The 16,822-nt window shown below is 73.1% G+C and carries 13 protein-coding genes and 1 pseudogene; 5 read left to right on the forward strand and 9 right to left on the reverse strand.

All coding sequences use genetic code 11. The features are described 5' to 3' along the window. Positions 1 to 63 precede the first annotated feature (63 nt). From O7626_RS30790 to O7626_RS30800, 3 genes and pseudogenes are all read right to left on the reverse strand, one after another. A pseudogene (locus O7626_RS30790) lies at positions 64 to 543 on the reverse strand (DUF5996 family protein); the annotation flags it as partial. Positions 544 to 925: 382 nt separating this feature from the next. Continuing rightward, positions 926 to 1,624, reverse strand: a complete 699-nt coding sequence (locus O7626_RS30795) for a response regulator (RefSeq protein WP_278064532.1) — start codon at positions 1,622 to 1,624, stop codon at positions 926 to 928. Continuing rightward, positions 1,621 to 3,021 (reverse strand): ATP-binding protein, encoded by a 1,401-nt coding sequence (locus tag O7626_RS30800; RefSeq protein WP_278064533.1) that lies wholly within the window; start codon positions 3,019 to 3,021, stop codon positions 1,621 to 1,623. Before O7626_RS30800 ends, O7626_RS30795 begins: the two co-directional genes overlap by 4 nt. 134 nt (positions 3,022 to 3,155) lie before the next feature. Here O7626_RS30800 and O7626_RS30805 point away from each other — a divergent pair, with 134 nt between their 5' ends. Next, complete coding sequence (locus O7626_RS30805; RefSeq protein ID WP_278064534.1) at positions 3,156 to 4,469, forward strand: S1 family peptidase; 1,314 nt, start codon at positions 3,156 to 3,158, stop codon at positions 4,467 to 4,469. 109 nt (positions 4,470 to 4,578) lie between these two features. On the opposite strand, the gene O7626_RS30810 is transcribed toward O7626_RS30805, so the two are convergent. Beyond that, positions 4,579 to 8,013, reverse strand: coding sequence for a BTAD domain-containing putative transcriptional regulator (locus O7626_RS30810; RefSeq protein WP_278064535.1), 3,435 nt, complete (start codon positions 8,011 to 8,013; stop codon positions 4,579 to 4,581). A 192-nt stretch (positions 8,014 to 8,205) separates the two neighbouring features. Here O7626_RS30810 and O7626_RS30815 point away from each other — a divergent pair, with 192 nt between their 5' ends. After that, positions 8,206 to 9,810 (forward strand): MerR family transcriptional regulator, encoded by a 1,605-nt coding sequence (locus O7626_RS30815; protein ID WP_278064536.1) that lies wholly within the window; start codon positions 8,206 to 8,208, stop codon positions 9,808 to 9,810. 6 nt (positions 9,811 to 9,816) lie between these two features. Here O7626_RS30815 and O7626_RS30820 read toward each other — a convergent pair whose 3' ends face one another. The 5 genes from O7626_RS30820 to O7626_RS30840 all read right to left on the reverse strand — a co-directional run bounded on the left by O7626_RS30820 (position 9,817) and on the right by O7626_RS30840 (position 13,867). After that, positions 9,817 to 10,491, reverse strand: a complete 675-nt coding sequence (locus tag O7626_RS30820) for a response regulator transcription factor (RefSeq protein ID WP_278064537.1) — start codon at positions 10,489 to 10,491, stop codon at positions 9,817 to 9,819. 5 nt (positions 10,492 to 10,496) lie between these two features. After that, positions 10,497 to 11,492: a sensor histidine kinase gene (locus O7626_RS30825; protein ID WP_347404877.1), complete on the reverse strand. Its 996-nt coding sequence runs from the start codon at positions 11,490 to 11,492 to the stop codon at positions 10,497 to 10,499. After that, positions 11,416 to 12,099, reverse strand: coding sequence for a hypothetical protein (locus tag O7626_RS30830; RefSeq protein WP_278064538.1), 684 nt, complete (start codon positions 12,097 to 12,099; stop codon positions 11,416 to 11,418). The genes O7626_RS30825 and O7626_RS30830 overlap by 77 nt, the downstream gene beginning before the upstream one ends. A 221-nt stretch (positions 12,100 to 12,320) precedes the next feature. Next, positions 12,321 to 12,929, reverse strand: coding sequence for a helix-turn-helix domain-containing protein (locus O7626_RS30835; protein WP_278064539.1), 609 nt, complete (start codon positions 12,927 to 12,929; stop codon positions 12,321 to 12,323). A gap of 107 nt (positions 12,930 to 13,036) precedes the next feature. After that, positions 13,037 to 13,867, reverse strand: coding sequence for an NAD(P)-dependent oxidoreductase (locus O7626_RS30840; protein ID WP_278064540.1), 831 nt, complete (start codon positions 13,865 to 13,867; stop codon positions 13,037 to 13,039). A gap of 207 nt (positions 13,868 to 14,074) precedes the next feature. Between O7626_RS30840 and O7626_RS30845 the strand changes: the two genes are divergently transcribed. From O7626_RS30845 to O7626_RS30855, 3 genes are read left to right on the forward strand one after another with little or no spacing between them, the layout of a single operon-like run. After that, entirely contained in the window at positions 14,075 to 14,431 is a 357-nt protein-coding gene (locus O7626_RS30845; RefSeq protein WP_278064541.1) for a YciI family protein, read from the forward strand. 41 nt (positions 14,432 to 14,472) lie between these two features. Further along, positions 14,473 to 15,768, forward strand: coding sequence for a DUF6596 domain-containing protein (locus O7626_RS30850; protein ID WP_278066392.1), 1,296 nt, complete (start codon positions 14,473 to 14,475; stop codon positions 15,766 to 15,768). 45 nt (positions 15,769 to 15,813) lie between these two features. Continuing rightward, positions 15,814 to 16,371, forward strand: coding sequence for a GNAT family N-acetyltransferase (locus tag O7626_RS30855; protein WP_278064542.1), 558 nt, complete (start codon positions 15,814 to 15,816; stop codon positions 16,369 to 16,371). The last annotated feature ends 451 nt before the right edge of the window (positions 16,372 to 16,822 follow it).

A 16,822-nucleotide genomic window follows, 5' to 3' on the forward strand; every position in this document is an offset into this window, starting at 1 on the left:
TGCGGCGGGCAGTTCGGCACCCCCGCCCGGGTGTGGCGGCGCGACGGCGCCCGAGAAGCGGGTGTAGGCCAGGTCCATCGCACCCCAGAAGAAATGCACCGGGCTCGCCTTGCCCACGAACTCACCACGGAACCGGCCCAGCACCCGCTCGGCCTGCAACAGTTGCCGCCAGAACAACTGCGCGGCCGCGCCGTCGTACGTCTTGTTCTGGTGATCCTCGGCGAACGGAACCGCGGGCTCGACCTCGTTGGGGGCGGCGTGGATCTGCGGCTCGATGCCCAGCGCGGCCAGCGCCTCCAGCGTCTCGCCATAGAACGTGGCAACCGATTTGGATCCCAGGACCACGTCACGGGTCCGACCGTCGCTGGCGCGCACGTGCAGACGGTGTTCGAGGAAGTCGAACTCGATGTCGAAGACGCCGTGGTCGTACGGCATCGCCGAAGTGGTCAGGCCGCGCGCGGTGGGGTACAGCGTCACGTGCCACCAGTGGTTGACCGCCGGTGCGTACGCCAGCCGCACCTTTCCGACGATCTGAGTCCACATGTGCAGCGTGTTGCGGGTGTCGGTCCAGTCGGCCACGCGGAGCCGGGGCCAATGCCCGATTGGGCCGAGTTGTCTTTTAACGTTCGTTGCGGCGCCGGCAAGAGCACCCTGGTGCGCATCGTCGCCGGCGGCCGTCTCGCCGAGCGCCGTGATCTCGACCAGGCGGCCCTGATCTCGACCGGGCGCAGGACCGGGCGGCGGCGGTCGCCGACCCGGCCGAACCGACGCGCGCCGCCGGAGCAGGTACGAAGTCGACGCGGTGCCCGAGAACAGAGCGGGCCACGTCGCAACAGCTGAGGGGCCCGATCGACCACCGCGGCCGAGCGGGCCAGGACTCCGCACGCCGGGGTGCCCCGACGGCTTGGCCGGTGCTCTGACCGAATCACCTGCCCGTGTCGACGCACCACCAGTCCCTCCCGGCGGCCGATTCTCCGGCCCAGGGTTCCAGGAGGTCTCCCGGCGCGAGTCCGAGGGCCTGTTCGATCTCCCCGGGGGTGAGGGTGCGCAGGGACTCGGAGAGCGACCGGGTCAGGTCGAGCCAGTACCCACGTAGCGTGGACTCGCTCACGAACAGTTGCTCGGCGATCCGGGCGTAGCTCAGTCCGCGGGCACGGCCGTGCAGGATCTGGCGCTGGCGTTCGCTGAGCAGGGTGATGCAGTTGCGCCGGACCAGAACCTCGAGGATCCCGACGACCGACTGTGGCACGACGGTGCCGCCGGAGGCGACCTCGAGCAGGAGCTGCTCGGCCCGGCCGATCGGCAGCGCCTTGGAGACGACCCCGCTCGCGCCCGCCGCGATGCAGGCGGCGAGGACCAGACGGCGCTCCTCCTGGCTGTAGACGCAGACCCGGTAGCCGCAGCTTCTCAGTGCGCGGAGCGCGGCGATGCCCTGCCGGACGTCAGGCTGCTGTTCGAGGTTTGCCAGGTGCAGGTCGAGCAGGACCAGGTCGACCGCCGGCCGACGGTGCAGCAACTCTTCCACGGTCCCGACCGCGGCGACGACGTCGAGACCGGTCAGGAGCAGGGCGAACGACTCGCGGATCAGCGACGCGTCGTCGACGACCGCGACCGGGGGCCTCATGCCGTGTCCACGCCGGCGCCCCGGCCGGTACGACCGGCCGCCGCCGTAGTCGCCGCAGTCGCAGTCGCCACAGCAGTCGTCATCGCGGTCGCAGTCGCAGGCGCGCTCGCAGTCGTCGTCAGCGTCGCCGTCGCCGTCGCCGTCGCCGTCGCCGTCGCCGGGCGGGACGATATCGTCACGGTCGTTCCCGCGCCCACCGCCGACTCGACCTCGACGTCGAGCCCTCGCCGCTGCAACTCCGCCACGACGACCTCGCGCAGGCCGACCCCGACAGTCACCGACGACGGGTCGAACCCGACCCCGTCGTCGCGCACGGTCAGCGTCCAGCTCCCGTCCGCGCCCTGGTCGAGGTGGACCACGACTGCCTGTGCCCTGGCGTGCATGCGTACGTTGAGCAGCAGGCTCTCGAGCGCGCGCTCGAGCGCCTCGGCCCGCGCGGCGGAGATCCTCAGGTCGGCGCCGAGGTCGAGCAGTGCGTCCACGTACAGGTCGGCGAACCGGTCGCAGACCCGCTCGACCATCGCGGCGAGGGCCACCGATGAGTCGGCAAGGTAGGAGTCGGCAACGGAGGACTCGGCATCAGAGGAGTCGGCATCGGCCGCAGTGGAGGCGGCCCGGTCCCCGTCCCGTGCCTGACCACGTAGGTAGGAGCGCATGCGCCGCAGCTCCACCTCGGCCTGGTCGATCAGCCGGGAGCGTGCGGTGTCGGTCCCCGGCTCGGTGAGCAGGCGCATGAGGGCGACGCCGTTGTGCATCATCACCTGGGCCCGTCGCTCCTCCTCGCGCCGTGCCAGCTCCGCGGCGCGGGCCCGCGACGCGTCGGCGTCCCGCGCGACCCGGCGGGTGTATCCGAAGAACATGCGCGCGACGATCGCGTACACCACGTACATCAGGATGTTGCTGATCGCGGTCGAGGTCAGGTTCTGCCCGACCGCTCCACCGAGGTACGCCACGAAGCTGACGACGACGCCGAGCAGGCCCACCGCGCAGAGGGCGCGGCTGCGGACCCCGCAGGCCGTGAGGACGACCGACAGCGCATAGCCCGGCTGGTACGCGACCCAGGTGCCGAGGCGTTCCCCCGAGGTGAGCACCAGTGGTCCCAGCACGAGCAGGGCGCAGGCCAGCGCGAAGTCCGCCGCGGCACCCATCGTGCCCAGCGGGCGACGGCGGACCAGCGTCACCGCGCTGACCGCGATGGCAGCGCAGACCGCGGCCGCCCAGCAGGCGAGGTAGCCGACGCGGTGTGGTGACGTCGCTACGCCGATGTGCACCGCTGGGAGCATCTGCGCGACCGTGCCCAGCCGGACCGCCGCGATGAAGTACGAGAACACCCGCTCGACGTTGGCCCTGGTCGTCGGCAACTCCGCGACGCGCCGCAGCCGGTGCCAGCCACTCATGGTCCTCCCCGCGGCCGGCGGCCGACGCCGACGAAAGTTCGCGGATTCGTTGGGTCACAGGTCACCCGGAAAACGCAATGATCATGGTACTTCAGCGAAACGTCGCTGGATATCACCCCGAGAGGACACCATAGATGCGACGAGCGTTGACTCTGCTCACCTCGCTCACGCTCACAGCCAGCCTGCCGGTCGTCGTGGTGGCTCCCGCCCAGGCGGCCACCGACCCTGGCAGCACCGGTAGCGACGCCATCCAGGTCGACGTGCCGGTGCGCCCCGCGCCGACGTCGACGGGCACGTTCCAGGTGACCGGGACGGCTCGCTCCGCACAGGCCCTGGACGCCGAGGCGATGCAGGACCTGACCACGTACGCCGAGAGCACCGGACAGGCGCTGTCCACGGTGGTCGCGGCGCACCAGGGTATCCACGAGTTCAGTGCCTACACCACCAAACTGGAGGAGACCAGCCCGGACACGTTCGTGCGGGCCGGGCTGGCTGCCGGCGGGGCGGCCGGCAACTGGATCCAGTTCACCGCGAAGCCGAGTGCCGAGGTCGTTGCCGAACTGGAGCGGCTGCCGGTGAACACCGAGGTCCAGTACGGTGCGCCGGCCAGTTCGAAGGAACTCGCCGACCTCGCCTACACCCTCGTCACGTCCCTGGCGGCACGGTCCGACGTCATCCGGTCGGCGGGCACCCGCTACGACTACCAGCGACGCGTGCTGCGTCTCGAGTACGCGCCGGTCGGGCAGAGCCCGCTGCGCACGCTCAGCTCGGTCTTCCAGTCGGCGCTGACCGCGGGCACCGTCGGGGGACAGCTTCCCGTCGAGGTGGTACTCGAACTCGACGCCAACCCGGCTGCGGTCGCCGAACGGGTCATCGAGGGCGGTCGGGATCTGAACAAGACCAACGGCGACAGCCACTGCACCGCGGGTTTCACCGCTGTCCGCAACGGTGCCCGGGGTGTGCTGACCGCGCGGCACTGCGACAACGCGCTCCGGTACGGCAACGCCGTGGGGCTGATCAGCACCCGACCCGCTTCGGGCTCGAACGCCGCGGTCGACTTCCAGTTCCACCGGACGTCGACCGCGAACGGCCACTCGACGAACAAGCAGTTCCGGGCCACGAACCGGCAGGCCGGCGGCGACCGGACGGTGACCGCCGTCGCCAACGCGCCGATCAACTCGGCCGTGTGCCACTGGGGTCGGACCACCGGGTACAGCTGCACCTACGTCGCGGACACCGACAGCTGCCGGACCGTGAGCGGCCATCGGTACTGCGGTCTGGACAGAACCGACCGCGATGTCTCGGCGGGTGGTGACAGCGGCGGCCCGTGGTTCTTCGGGAACACGGCCCGGGGCGGCCACACCGGCGCGGCGGACAACGTGTTCAGCCTCTTCACCCGGATCAGTCGGGTACCGAACCACCTCGACGCCTCGGTGCTGCGGAACTGACCCGCCGGCGCTCCCGCTGGTGCGTCACGATTGATGCACCAGCGGGAACGCCGGCAGGCCGGCCCTGCTGAAGTCGCCGGTCAGGTGCACCGGCCCCGGAGGTGCCGCTTCAGCGGGGCCGGCCCAGTTGTTCCGCCTCGACCCGTCCGGCCAGTAGGTCCGCGCCGGCGGTCCGGTAGGTGTCGGCGGCGCCGGCGGCGAGTCGCCTGGCCAGCGCCGGGTCGTCGCCGGCGACGCAGCGTGCCCGCACCTCCAGTGCGCCGGCCTCGACCATCCGGAACCCGTGCGCGCGTGCCGCCTCCTCGGCGCGCTCCGCGTGCCGGTGCGCATCGGCGCCGTCCCCGACCTGCCGCAGCGACTCGGCCAGCCCGACGGTCGCCCGGGTGGCGAAGTACGGGTAGTCGGCGGCGACCCGGAGTGCCTGGCGGAACGATTCCAGGGCCGCCGGAACGTCGCCGCCGCCCAGGTGCGCCTCGCCCATCGTGGTCAGCAACGCCGCCTGCGCGCGCTGGTTCCGGACGATCAGCGCGAGGTCGTACCCCTGCTGGGCGGCGCCGACCGCGGCGGCGCCCTCCCCGCGCTGGGTGTGCAGCTGGCTCAACTCGTCCAGACAGGACAGTTCGCCGTGCGGGTCGGCCAGGCGCCGGTAGCCGTCCCGGGCCGCGCAGAGGTGCTCCTCGGCGGTCGACTCGGCTCCGAGCTGCCGCAGGACCATCCCGAGGTTGAGGCGGTTCGCCAGCACGGACGTGTCCCGTCCGGTCACCTGGTTGATCCGCAGGGCGGCGCCGAAGTACTCCGCCGCGGCGCTGAGGCGGCCCTGGTCGGCACACATCACGCCCAGACCGTTCAGGGTCACCGCGCGCACGTGCCCGAGGTCGTCGTCGGCGCTGAGTGCCAGCGCGGCCTGATAGGACTGTTCCGCCTCGTCCAGCCGCCCCTGCTCGGCCAGCACGAGGCCGATGTTGTGCCGCAGGTACGCGACGGCCGGCCGCCATCCACCGGCGTCGGCCAACCGGGCACCCTCGGTGTAGGCGTCGAGCGCCTCCGGGTGCCGGCCCAGTGCCCACATCGCCTGGCCGCGGCTGATCAGCATCGCCGCCTGGGCGGCCGGGTCGCCCTCCGCGACCGCCGCGCGCAGACCCGCGTCCGCGGTCCGCAGCCATCGGTCGACGTGCCGCCGGACCAGGAAGTACCCCCGCAACTGGTCGGCGATCTGCCAGGCCAGCCGGCGGTGGTCCGAGTCCGCGGTGCGCTCGACCAGCGAGACCAGCGCCGGTGCCTCCGTGTCGAGCCACTCGAACGCGTCGTCGGGCCCGTCGAACACGGCGCCCCGGTCACCGTGCGAGGTCCGCCTGACCAGCTGCGGGTACACCCACTCCAGCGCCGCCGTCGCACCCCGCAGGTACCACGTGTGCAGCCGGTCCCGGGCCGCGGCGCGCTCCGCCCGGTCGTCCTCGGCGAGCAGCCTGGCCGCGTAGAGGCCCAGCAGGTCGTGGAAGCGAAACCGGTCGGCGGCGTACTGCAGGAGCATGTTGGCGTCCAACAGCTCGCCCAGGACCAGGTCCGCCTCGACCGGATCGACGTCGAGCAGCACGGCGGCGGCTTCCAGCCCGAAGTCGTCCCCGGGGTGCAGTGCGCAGACCCGGAAGGCCCGCCGTGCGGAGTCGCTGAGGTCGTGGTAGCTGAGCCGGAAGCTGGCCAGCACACCGACCTCGCCGACGCTCAACTCGGTCAGCCGGCGGTTGGTGTCCCGCAGCCGTTCGACGAGGTCGGCCGTGCTCCAGGACGGCCGGCTGGTCAGCCGTGCGCCCGCGATGCGCAACGCCAGCGGGAGTTGCCCGCAGGCCGCGGCCAGCTGCCGGGCGGACCGCGGATCGGCGATGATCCGGTGCGGGCCCACGGCCGCGGCCAGCAGGTCGAGGGCGTCCGCGACCGGCAGCGTGGGCAGGTCGACGACCGTGGCGCCCGCGAGGTCCGGAAGGCGCCGCCGGCTGGTCAGCAGCACGACGCATTCCCCGGCGCCGGGCAACAGCGGGGACACCTGCCGCGTGTCCCGGGCGTTGTCGAGGATCACCAGCATTCGGCGGCCCGCGAGTTCGCTGCGCAGCATCGCCCCCGCCTCGGCCTCGTCGGCGCCGACCCGCTGCGCGGGGACGCCGAGGGCCCGCAGGAACCGGCCGAGCACCTCCAGCGGCGCGACCGGGTCGGTGGAGACTCCGCGCAGGTCGGCGTAGAGCTGCCCGTCCGGAAAATCGTCCCGCAGACGACGCGCCGCCTCCAGGGCGAGGGCGGTCTTGCCGATGCCGGCCGGACCGTTGACGGCGACGATCCGTGCCGGCGGCACGAGCCCGGCCGCCGACCGGCCGAGGCCGAGTGCCTCGGCGACCACTGCCAGTTCCCGGCCACGCCCGACGAAGTCCGGCGGTGCCGCCGGCGCCTGCTGGATCACGGTACGCCCCGACGCACGCGGCGTGCCGCGCCACCGTTGCTGCAGCACACCCTGGTGCGCCGCCCGGAGCTGGTCACCCGGGTCCATGCCGAGTTGGTCGCCGAGCGCCGCGCGCACCCGCTGGTAGGCGGCGAGTGCCTCGGCCTGCCGGCCGGTCGCGGACAGGGTGATCACCAGCTCGGCGTGCAGCGGTTCGTGCAACTCCAACCGGCCGGCCAGGTCACGCAGGCGCGGCAGCACCTGCTCGCCCTCGCCGCCGTCACGCGCGACCGTGGCGTAGCCGCACAGCAGGGCCGCGTACTCCTCGATCACCGCGGTCATCAGCGGGCTGCTCGACAGCAGGTCCACGTCGGGGTGTCCGCGCCACAGCCGGGCTGCCTCCGCATAGTGCCCGAGTGCGCGTTCCGGATCCTCCTCGCCGGCCCCGCGCGCGGCGAGTTCCCGGAACCGCAGCAGGTCGAGCTGGTCGGGACCGACGACGAGACGGTAGCCGCCGCCGGTCGTCGAGAGCATTCGCACCGGCGTCGGCTCGGGTTGCAGCAGCGCCCGCAGCCGTGCGATGCAGGTGTGCAGCGAGTTCTTCGCCGATGCCGGTCGCCGCCCACCCCAGAGCAGGTCCATCAGCTCCTCGCGCCCGACGACGTCGCCCGCGCTCAGCGCGAGCCGCAGCACGACGACCTTCTGCCTGGCGGTCAACGGCACCGCGCCTCCGCCGCGCCACACGGTGAGCGGGCCCAGCACGCCGAGCCGGGTCGGCGTGGCAGGCGCGGCCGGGTCGGTCTCGGTCGGCCGGGTGGGCGCCGGAACCGCCGTGGGCCGCATCGCGAAGGCGGCGGCGAAAAGCCGGGCCTCGTCCTGGGCGTTCAGTTCCAGGGCGCGTGCGAGACCGCGGACCGAGTCACGCCGGGGACGGCGGCTGCGTCCCTGTTCCAGGTCGCGGATCGCCGCCAGGCTGACGCCCGACCGTCCGGCGAGGTCCTGCTGGGTCAGGCCGACGCGCTCACGGTACGACTTCAGCAGGATGCCGACCGGAGGTGCCGGGGCGGGGGCGTCGGCCGACGTGGGCCCGCTGCGCGCCTCTGTCCGCCCCGACACGTGATCGACGTTACAAGAGAGCAATCGACACTGGAAGGTGGCGGTCCGGGGACAGATCGCCGCTCGGAGCCCGCGGGGCGGAGCCCGGGAGGGGCCGGTCACTCAATAGTCAGTGGATGGGCTGAGCACCTTCGTACCGTGGGTTGCCGGGACGTGTGACGACGGGCGGATCTCCTGGGCGGGGGTACTCCGATGACAGAGCCTTTCCGTTTCGTGGTACTCGGCGACCTGCGGTTCTGGCGGTCCGGGATCGAGCAACGTCTCGGCAACCGGCAACAACAGCTGGTGCTGGCCCGGCTGCTCGCCTCGCCGGGCTGCTCGGTCAGCCGCGGAGACCTGGCCGAGTTGCTCTGGAACGACCGGCCGCCGGCCCGGGCCACCAACCTGATCCACCGGTACATCGGCAACATCCGCCGCCTGATCGAACCGGGCCTGCCCCGCCGGTCGCTCGGGAAATGGTTATTGTCGGACGGGCACCGCTACCGACTCTCCGCCGGACCCGACCATCTCGACCTGATGGACTTCAGGCGGCACCTGGGCGCCGGCCGGCAGGCCGCCGCGGAGGGCCGGCCGAGCCTTGCGATCCGGTACTACCTCGCCGCCCTGCGACTGTGGCAGGGCCGGTTCGGTGCGGGGATCGAGCCGGCCACCGGCCCGCATCCGACCTTCGACGCCGTCGACCAGGAGTGCGTGATCGCGGTCCAGGAAGCCGCCGAGGTCGCCGTGCGGATCGGTCACGCCCGCGACGTACTCCGGCGGTGGGTCGCGCCGCCCGGCTCAGTCTGCTCGACGAGCGGTTGCACGCCCAGTGGATGCTGCTGCTCGCCGCCGACGGCAGGCAGGCCGAGGCCGCCCTCCGCTATCACGACATCCGGCGCCGGCCTCGTCCAGGGTGGCCGAGACGTGGATCTTCCAGCCCTGTTCGGGCAGCTCGACGTCGACCGGCGTGAGCTGGGTCCAGTAGCCGTCCCGGCCGCTGGTCCAGTCGGCCGCCGACGCGATGTCCGGCAGTGCGAAGCCGGGCGCCTCGACAGCGGCCGGATGGTCGTAGAAGTCGCCGGGATGCTGGCTGTAGAAGAGGTGCTCGTCCATCGCTCGTCGCCCCTCACCCGGGTCACCGTCGTCGATCAGCGCCGCGGTCGCCGCCGTCGAACCGCCCTTGCCGGACCGACGCTACGGCGGGTGAGTTACCGCATAGTGCGCGGAAAATTACCTACCCTCTGTCATCGATCATGTCGAATGCGTCGATCCCTGGTCGGCCCGGCCCAGGGCGCCCGGGTCGGGCCGAACTGGGCCGGGCTGAGCTGGGCCGGGCTGGGCTGGGCTGGGCTGGGCCGGCGCGCGTATGCTCCGGCCATGCTCGACACCCCAGCGGAATTCAGCATCGGGCAGGTGGCCGAACGCACCGGCCTGAGCGTGCACACCCTCCGGCTGTACGAGCGGGAGGGGTTGCTGACCGGTCGGCTGCGCCGGAGCAGCGGCGGGCGACGGGTCTACGGTGAGTGGGACGTGCAGTGGCTCGCGAACTGCACGAAGTTCCGGGCTTCCGGGATGCCGCTGGCCACGATCCGCCGGCTCGCCGAACTCGTCGGCGAGGGTCCGGGCAACGAGGCGGAGCGGCTCGAACTGCTCCGGGCGCACCGGCAGCGGGTACTGGACCGGATCGCCGAACTGCACGACTGCCTGGACTTGATCACCGACAAGGTCACCGCGTACGAGGAGGCCGTCGGGCAGGGCACCGCGGACCGGCTCTGGGTCGCCGGCGTCCGCCCGACCCCGGCGACGGGAGCTGGCTGACGCAGCTCAGCCGCCGGCCCCGCCGGGCGCGACCAGTCCGGTCTCGTACGCCAGCATCACCAGTTGGGCCCGGTCCCGGACACCGAGCTTGGTGATGATCCGGCTGACGTGGGTCTTGGCGGTCAGCGGGCTCATCCGCAGCGCCCGGCCGATCTCGGCGTTGCCCAGCCCACCCGCCACCAGGGCCAGCACCTCGCGTTCCCGGGCGGTCAGCTCGGCGAGTCGTTCCACCGAGCCCTGCCGGGGCCCGGGGCGACGACCGAACTCCTCGATCACCCGTCGGGTCACGCTCGGGCTGAGCAGCGCGTCCCCGGCCGCGACGACCCGGACGGCGTGGCACAGCTCCTCCCGGCTCACGGTCTTGGCCAGGAAGCCGCTCGCTTCGGCCAGCAACGCCGAGAAGATGTACTCGTCGATCTCGTACGTGGTGAGCACGATGACCCGTACCCCGGCGGTGGCCGGATCCGCGCTTATCCGCTCGGTGGCGGTCAGGCCGTCCAGCACCGGCATGCGGATGTCCAGCAGTGCGACGTCGGGTCGGAGCTGCCGTACCTGGCGCACCGCGTCCGCGCCGTCGGCCGCCTCCGCCACCACCTCGATGTCGCCGTCCAGCCCGAGCAGACCGCGTAGCCCGGCCCGGACCAGCGGCTGGTCGTCGGCGAGCAGCACCCGGATCGGCAACCGGTTCACCACCCCGACGCGGCGCGAGCCGGCACGACACCGACGCGGGCCGGGGCACCGGCGAGGGCGGCGAGGGCGGCGACGCCATCGTCGGGAGAAGCGGGGGCGGGGACGTCGGCGAGGGCGGGGGCGGGGACGTCGGCAAGAGCCGGAGCAGCGGCGTCGGCGGGGGCGTCGACCGTGCGGGGCAGCCAGGCCCGGACGGCGTACCCGCCGTCGGGCAGCGGGCCGGCGTGCAGCCTCCCGCCCAACCCGGTGGCCCGTTCCCGCATCCCGGTCAGACCATGTCCGGCGGGTGCCGTGCCGGTGCCGGCGCCCCTGCCGTCGTCGCGGACGTCGAGGGCGACGCCGTCCGGGGCGTACCGGAGGGTGAGGGTGACCGACCGGGCGTGCGCGTGCCGCAGCACGTTGGTGACGGACTCCTGGGCGATCCGGTACACGGTCAGGCCGACGGTGGGCGGCAGCGGCCGGGGCTCGCCCTCGCGGTGCAGCGTCGTCGTCAGGCCGGCCTCGGCAGCCCGGTCCAGCAGCGTCCCGAGCTGCGTCTCGTCCGGCGCAGGCCGCAGCTCCGGCCGAGATCCCAGCTCCGGCCGAGATCCCAGCTCCGGTGGGGAGGCCGGGTCGGGTGCGGTGGCGGCGGGATCGGGCGCACGGAGCAGGTGTACCGCCCGGCGCAGTTCGTCGATCGCGTCCACGTTGATCCCCCGGGCGCTGTCCAGCAGGTCCCGGGCGGCGTCCGGGTCGCGCCGGACGAGTTCCCGGGCCAGGTTGAGCTGGATCCCGACCACCGCGACGGTGTGCGCGGTGACGTCGTGCAGTTCGCGGGCGATCCGGATCCGTTCGGCGAGAACCGACCGGGCGGACTCCCGGGCCCGTTCCGCCTGCTCGGCGGCGAGCCGGGCCTCGGCCTCCTTGCGGTAGAGCTCAGCGGTGCGGAACGCGGTGCCGGCCACCAGGGCCAGGGCCAGCATCGTGGCCTCGCGGAGCAGGCCGTCGAGCATCCGGAGCGGTTCGACTCCGGCGTTCAGCACCCAGCCGGTGGAGACCAGCAGAGCCGACACGCCGACCGCCGTACCGATCAGGATCTGGCCCGCCCGGGTGACCGCGTAGAGCGGGACCAGCAGCGAACAGATCGGCGAGATGCTGGGAAAGTCGGTCAGGTTGTAGCCCAGCACGGCGACCATGCCAGGCGCGTTCGACGCTGGCCTGGTCGACGTCGGCGCCGAAGAGGTGGTGGCCGAGGACCAGCACGCTGCCCCGGTCCACTCCGGAGTGCAGGAACCGGTAGAGCGCGTCGTCGGTGCGTACCCCGAAGTAGGTCGGCAGGCCGGCGATGTCGACGACTCCGTCGACCGGCGGCAGGCCGTCGACGGTGAGCCGGGCCGGTGTGCCCTCGGTGATCCCGCCGGTGATGCCGAACGCGTCGGCCACGGCCGCCCAGACCTGTTCCGGCTCGCCGGCACCGGGCCGGAACGCGGCGGCCGGGACGCCGTGCCGGCCCGGGAAGTGGCGCAGGTACGAGGCGAGGCTGGCCAGGTACATGTCCCAGCCGACCCCCATCGCCTCGTACTCGGTCTCCCAGTTGTCGCCGAGCACCCCGCTCTGCACCAGTGCAGCACGGTGCTGCCCTGGTCACGGCTGAACCAGGAGTCGATGCCGGGGCCGGTGGCGATCGCCGCCCAGACCTGCTCCGGCGTCCCGGCCAGTTCGATTTCCCTGCACAGTTCGAACTCGTGTCCCACGGTGACGGTCTCCAATGCACTGGCTTGCGGAAACGGAGCGGGCGGGCGCGGGGCGGGGCGGGGCGGGGGCGGGGGCGGGGCGGACGGCTAACCGGGCTGACCGGTGCTCTCCCGGTCGGTCGGGACGTGCGGGTGCAGCGCGACCACCACCCGGTGCTCCCGGCCGCCGGGCGCGGACTCGTCGTGGTATCTGCTGACCAGCCTGGTGACCGTCGCCGCCAGCTCCTCGGCGAACGCGGCCCGGTCGGTCGCGGAGGCGAACCGGACCTGGGCGTCGATCGCGAACGTCGCCACCCGCCGGTCGGCCCGGTCGGCACCGGTGATCAGCGCGCCGACGTCCTGGACGAGTCGGGCCGCGACCGCCAGCAGCCACCGCGCCGACAGCCGGTCGGGCGACCTGCCCGGGTTCGGTCGCACGGCGGAGAGCGCGGCCGGGGAGATCACGTACGAGGCCGCGGTGGCCCGCATCACCCGTTCGGTGACGTTGCCCTTGCGGCGTTCCTCCTGGAGTTCGATCAGTCCGTGCTGTTCGAGCGCCCGGAGGTGGTAGTTGACCTTCTGCCGGGCCAGGCCGACCCTGCCGGCGAGCATGGTGGCCGACGCCGGCTCGGCCAGCTCGGCCAGCAGCCGCGCCCGGATCGGGTCGAGCGACGCCTCGGCCGCCGCCGGATCCTCGATCACTGTGATGTCGAACATGAGGCTAGCGTCCCACCGACAACTCTTGTCGTCAAGGAAAGCTAGGCTGTCGGAGGACAGGATTCCACGGTAGCTCGGGGCGCCACGGCGGCTCGGGCGGCCACCCGCTATCCGTCGTGCCGCCAGCCGAGCACCCGCTCCGCCTTCGTGCAGTCGAAGAGGCCCTGGTTGCCGCCGAGTTCGCCGCGCACCGGCACGTCCGGATAGTACTTCCGGCACAGCTCCTCGGTCGGGGTGCTGGTGACGGTCCGCGGGGCTACCACGTAGCAGACCTGGTGACCGGAGAAGTCGGCGGTGAGGGCCAGCAGGCAGGCCCGGGCAGCCGCCCCGGCCAGGGTGTACCCCCACAGCTCGCGGGCGGCCTGGGCGGGCTGCTCCGCCTCGGGCCGGAGAACCGGGCGGGCCGGCTGCACGCCGTGCAGCCGCAGGCTGGCGACGCGCAGCTCGGCGTACCGGCGGGCGAAGCTGTCCGCCTGGGCCTCGCCGAGCCATTTCGACAGGCTGTACGGGTCCTCGGTGTAGCTGGGATGCCGCTCGTCCAGCGGGAAGTAGTCGTAGCGCGGCGAGCGACTGTACGCCCCGCCGACGGCGTTCACGCTGGAGGCGAGACAGACCCGGGTGATGCCGAGTTCGACGGCGCCCCGCAGTGCGTGGTAACTGGCGGTCACGTTCACGCCGTGCACCACGTGGTCCGGCTCGTCCCACGGTTTCGGGTACGCCGCCAGGTGCACCAGCGCCTCGCACCCGTCCAGCGCCCGCAGCAGCGCCGGATAGTCGGTCACGTCGGCGGGGCGGCGTACCAGCCCGGCCGGCGTCCCCGGACCGGCGTCCCGGGCCGACGGCCGGTCGATCTCCACCACGGTGTGCCCCTCGGCCAGCGCGTGCGCGACCACCGACCGCCCGACCGTCCCCGCCCCGCCGGTCACCGCCATCCGCATCGCACCATTCTCCGCCGGACCCGCGCCGCAGCGCACTTCCGGGCAACCCGCCACGGCCACCGGGAACGGCGCGGCGGACACAGAGACGGCGGGTACACGGAGCGGCGGGTACGGAAAAGTCCGCGCGGGTTGTCGTTCCCGATCCGGTCCGTTCGTCGTCATGCTGTGCAGCAGCCCGCTGTACGCGACGAACCGGAGGAGACCGGCGTGAAATACCTGTTCCTGCTCTACGGCGACCCGGCGAGCGACCCGACCGACCCGGCGGTGATCCAGGCGGAGATCGACACGTACTGGGCGTACGACAAGCTGCTCGAGGACGCCGGCGCGCTCCTCGACAGCCAGGCGTTGCAGGGCACCGAGACCGCCACGACGGTGCGGGTCGGCGGGGCCGGCGACCGCACCGTCACCGACGGCCCGTTCGCGGAGACCCGGGAGATCCTCGGCGGCTACTACCTGGTCGACCTGCCGGACCTGGACACCGCGATCGGCTGGGCGGCCCGCTGCCCGGCCGCGCTGCGCGGCACCGTCGAGATCCGCCCGATCCTGGAGTTCGAGAAGCCGTGACCGGCGGCGAGCGGCCGACCGCCGACACCGTGGAGACAGCCGTGACCGGCGGCGAGCGGCCGACCGCCGACACCGTGGAGCGGGTGTTCCGGGAGGAGCGCGGCCGGCTGCTCGCCAGCCTGGTCCGGCACTTCGGCGACCTCGACCTCGCCGAGGAGGTCGCCTCGGACGCGATCGAGGCGGCCCTGCGGCACTGGCCCGAGCGGGGCGTGCCGACCCGCCCGACCGGCTGGCTGCTCACCACCGCCCGGCGCCGGGCCGTCGACCGGCTCCGCCGGGACCGCGCCTACGCGGCCCGGCTGGCCGTACTCCAGGCCGAGGCCGTCCGGGACGAGCCGGCCGCGCCCGCCACGGACGACGGCGACGACCTGCCGGACGAGCGGCTGCGACTCTTCTTCACCTGCTGCCATCCGGCGCTACCCGGCCCGGCGCAGATCGCGCTGACCCTGCGCTGCCTGGCCGGGTTCGACACCGCCGAGGTGGCCCGGGCGTTCCTGGTGCCGGTGCCGACGATGGCCCGGCGGATCGTGCGGGCGAAGGAGAAGATCCGGGCCGCCCGGATCCCGTTCCGGGTGCCGGACGTCGCCGAACTGCCGGCCCGGCTCCCCGGCGTACTCCGGGTGATCTACCTGATCTTCACCGAGGGGTACGCGGCCAGCGGCGGCCCGCAGCTCGTCCGGGCCGACCTGTCCGACGAGGCGATCCGGCTGGCCCGGCTGCTGCACCGGCTGCTGCCCCGGGAACCGGAGGTCACCGGGCTGCTCGCCCTGCTGCTGCTCGTCGACGCGCGCCGGGCCGCCCGGTGCACCGCCGACGGCGACCTGGTACTCCTCGACGAGCAGGACCGGACCCGCTGGGACCGCGACCGGATCGAGGAGGGCCGTGGACTCGTACCCGCCGCGCTGACCGGCCGGCCCGGCCCGTACGCCGTGCAGGCCGCGATCGCCGCCCTGCACGGCGAGGCCCCGGACGTGGCCGGTACGGACTGGCCGCAGGTGGTCGCGCTCTACGACGTACTGGCCCGGATGGCGCCGTCGCCGACGGTGGCACTGAACCGGGCGGTGGCGGTCGCGCTGCGGGACGGTCCGGCCGCCGGGCTGCGCCTGCTCGACGCGCTCGACCGGGACGGCCGGCTGGCCGGCTACCACCTGCTGCCGGCCGCCCGGGCGGACCTGCTGCGTCGGCTGGGTCGCGCCGGGGAGGCCGCCGAGGCGTACCGTCGGGCTCTCGACCTGGTCGGCAACGAGCCGGAGCGGGCGTTCCTGCGGCGGCGGCTCGCGGAGGTCGCCGGCTCCGGCCGGCGGGCCGGAAACCACGGCACCCCGGGCGGGCCGTGACATAGGGTCGACCCCTCGCCGCCGCACCGCCCGGAGTACGCCACAGTGCATCTCGAACCGCTGCCCCTGACCGCGGACCGCCTCGTACTCCGCCCGTTCACCCCGGACGACGTCGACGGGATGTACGCCTACCAGCAGCTGCCCGAGGTGGCGCGGTACCTCTACCGGCCGCCCCGTACCCGGGAGCAGTGCGCGCGGATCATCTCCCGGCTAGGCCCGGCCACCCGCTGGGAACGCAAGGGTGACCAGCTCCTCCTGGCGGTCTGCCGGCGCGCCGGCACACCGGATCTACTCGGCGAGGTGGTGCTCACCCTCGACCACCCGCAGGCGGGGCAGGCCGAGATCGGCTGGATCACGCACCCGGCACAGCACGGACGGGGGTACGCCACCGAGGCGGCCCGCTGCCTGGCGGCGGCCGCCTTCGACCGGCTGGGCGTACACCGGCTCTTCGCCCGGCTCGACACCGAGAACACCGGGTCGGTGCGGGTCTGCGAGCGCCTCGGGATGCGCCGCGAGGCACACCTGGTCGAGAACGACCGCTACGCGGGACGTTGGGGCAGCGAGTACGTCTACGCCGCGCTCGCCCACGAACTCCGCCGCTGAGCGCCCGACGGCACGCCAGGCCGCCCGACGGCACGCCGCGCCGACACCGGCGCCGGCACCGCCCCGGCCGATGGATTCTGTGAGATCATCTCGATCCGCCACCATCCATAGGCGATCGGCGAATACCGCCCAGTACGGACGATGCTGGCAATGCATCGCGGTGCCGAAACTTCCGGTCATCTTCCGCACCGCCCCGTCCCCGTCCGGCGCCATTCCGGTCGGCGCTCCTGGCCAGGTATCGAGCGGGCCGCGAAGCCCTCGCCAGGCCAAACCGGGCTATCCGTATCGGGACGGTCGCCGATTGGAGCCAGATTGGCGTCGATTGAAGTTTCGGAATCTTTCCGTTAGCCTCCTGAAATCGAGTCCTGTCGATTCAACAAAGGTTGGGCCTCCGCTCATCCCCCAGCCGCACCGTCCACCGAGCCGGCAGCCACAGAGGACGGGAACGTCG

The sequence above is a fragment of the Micromonospora sp. WMMD1102 genome (genome assembly GCF_029626265.1).
Classification (GTDB): domain Bacteria; phylum Actinomycetota; class Actinomycetes; order Mycobacteriales; family Micromonosporaceae; genus Plantactinospora.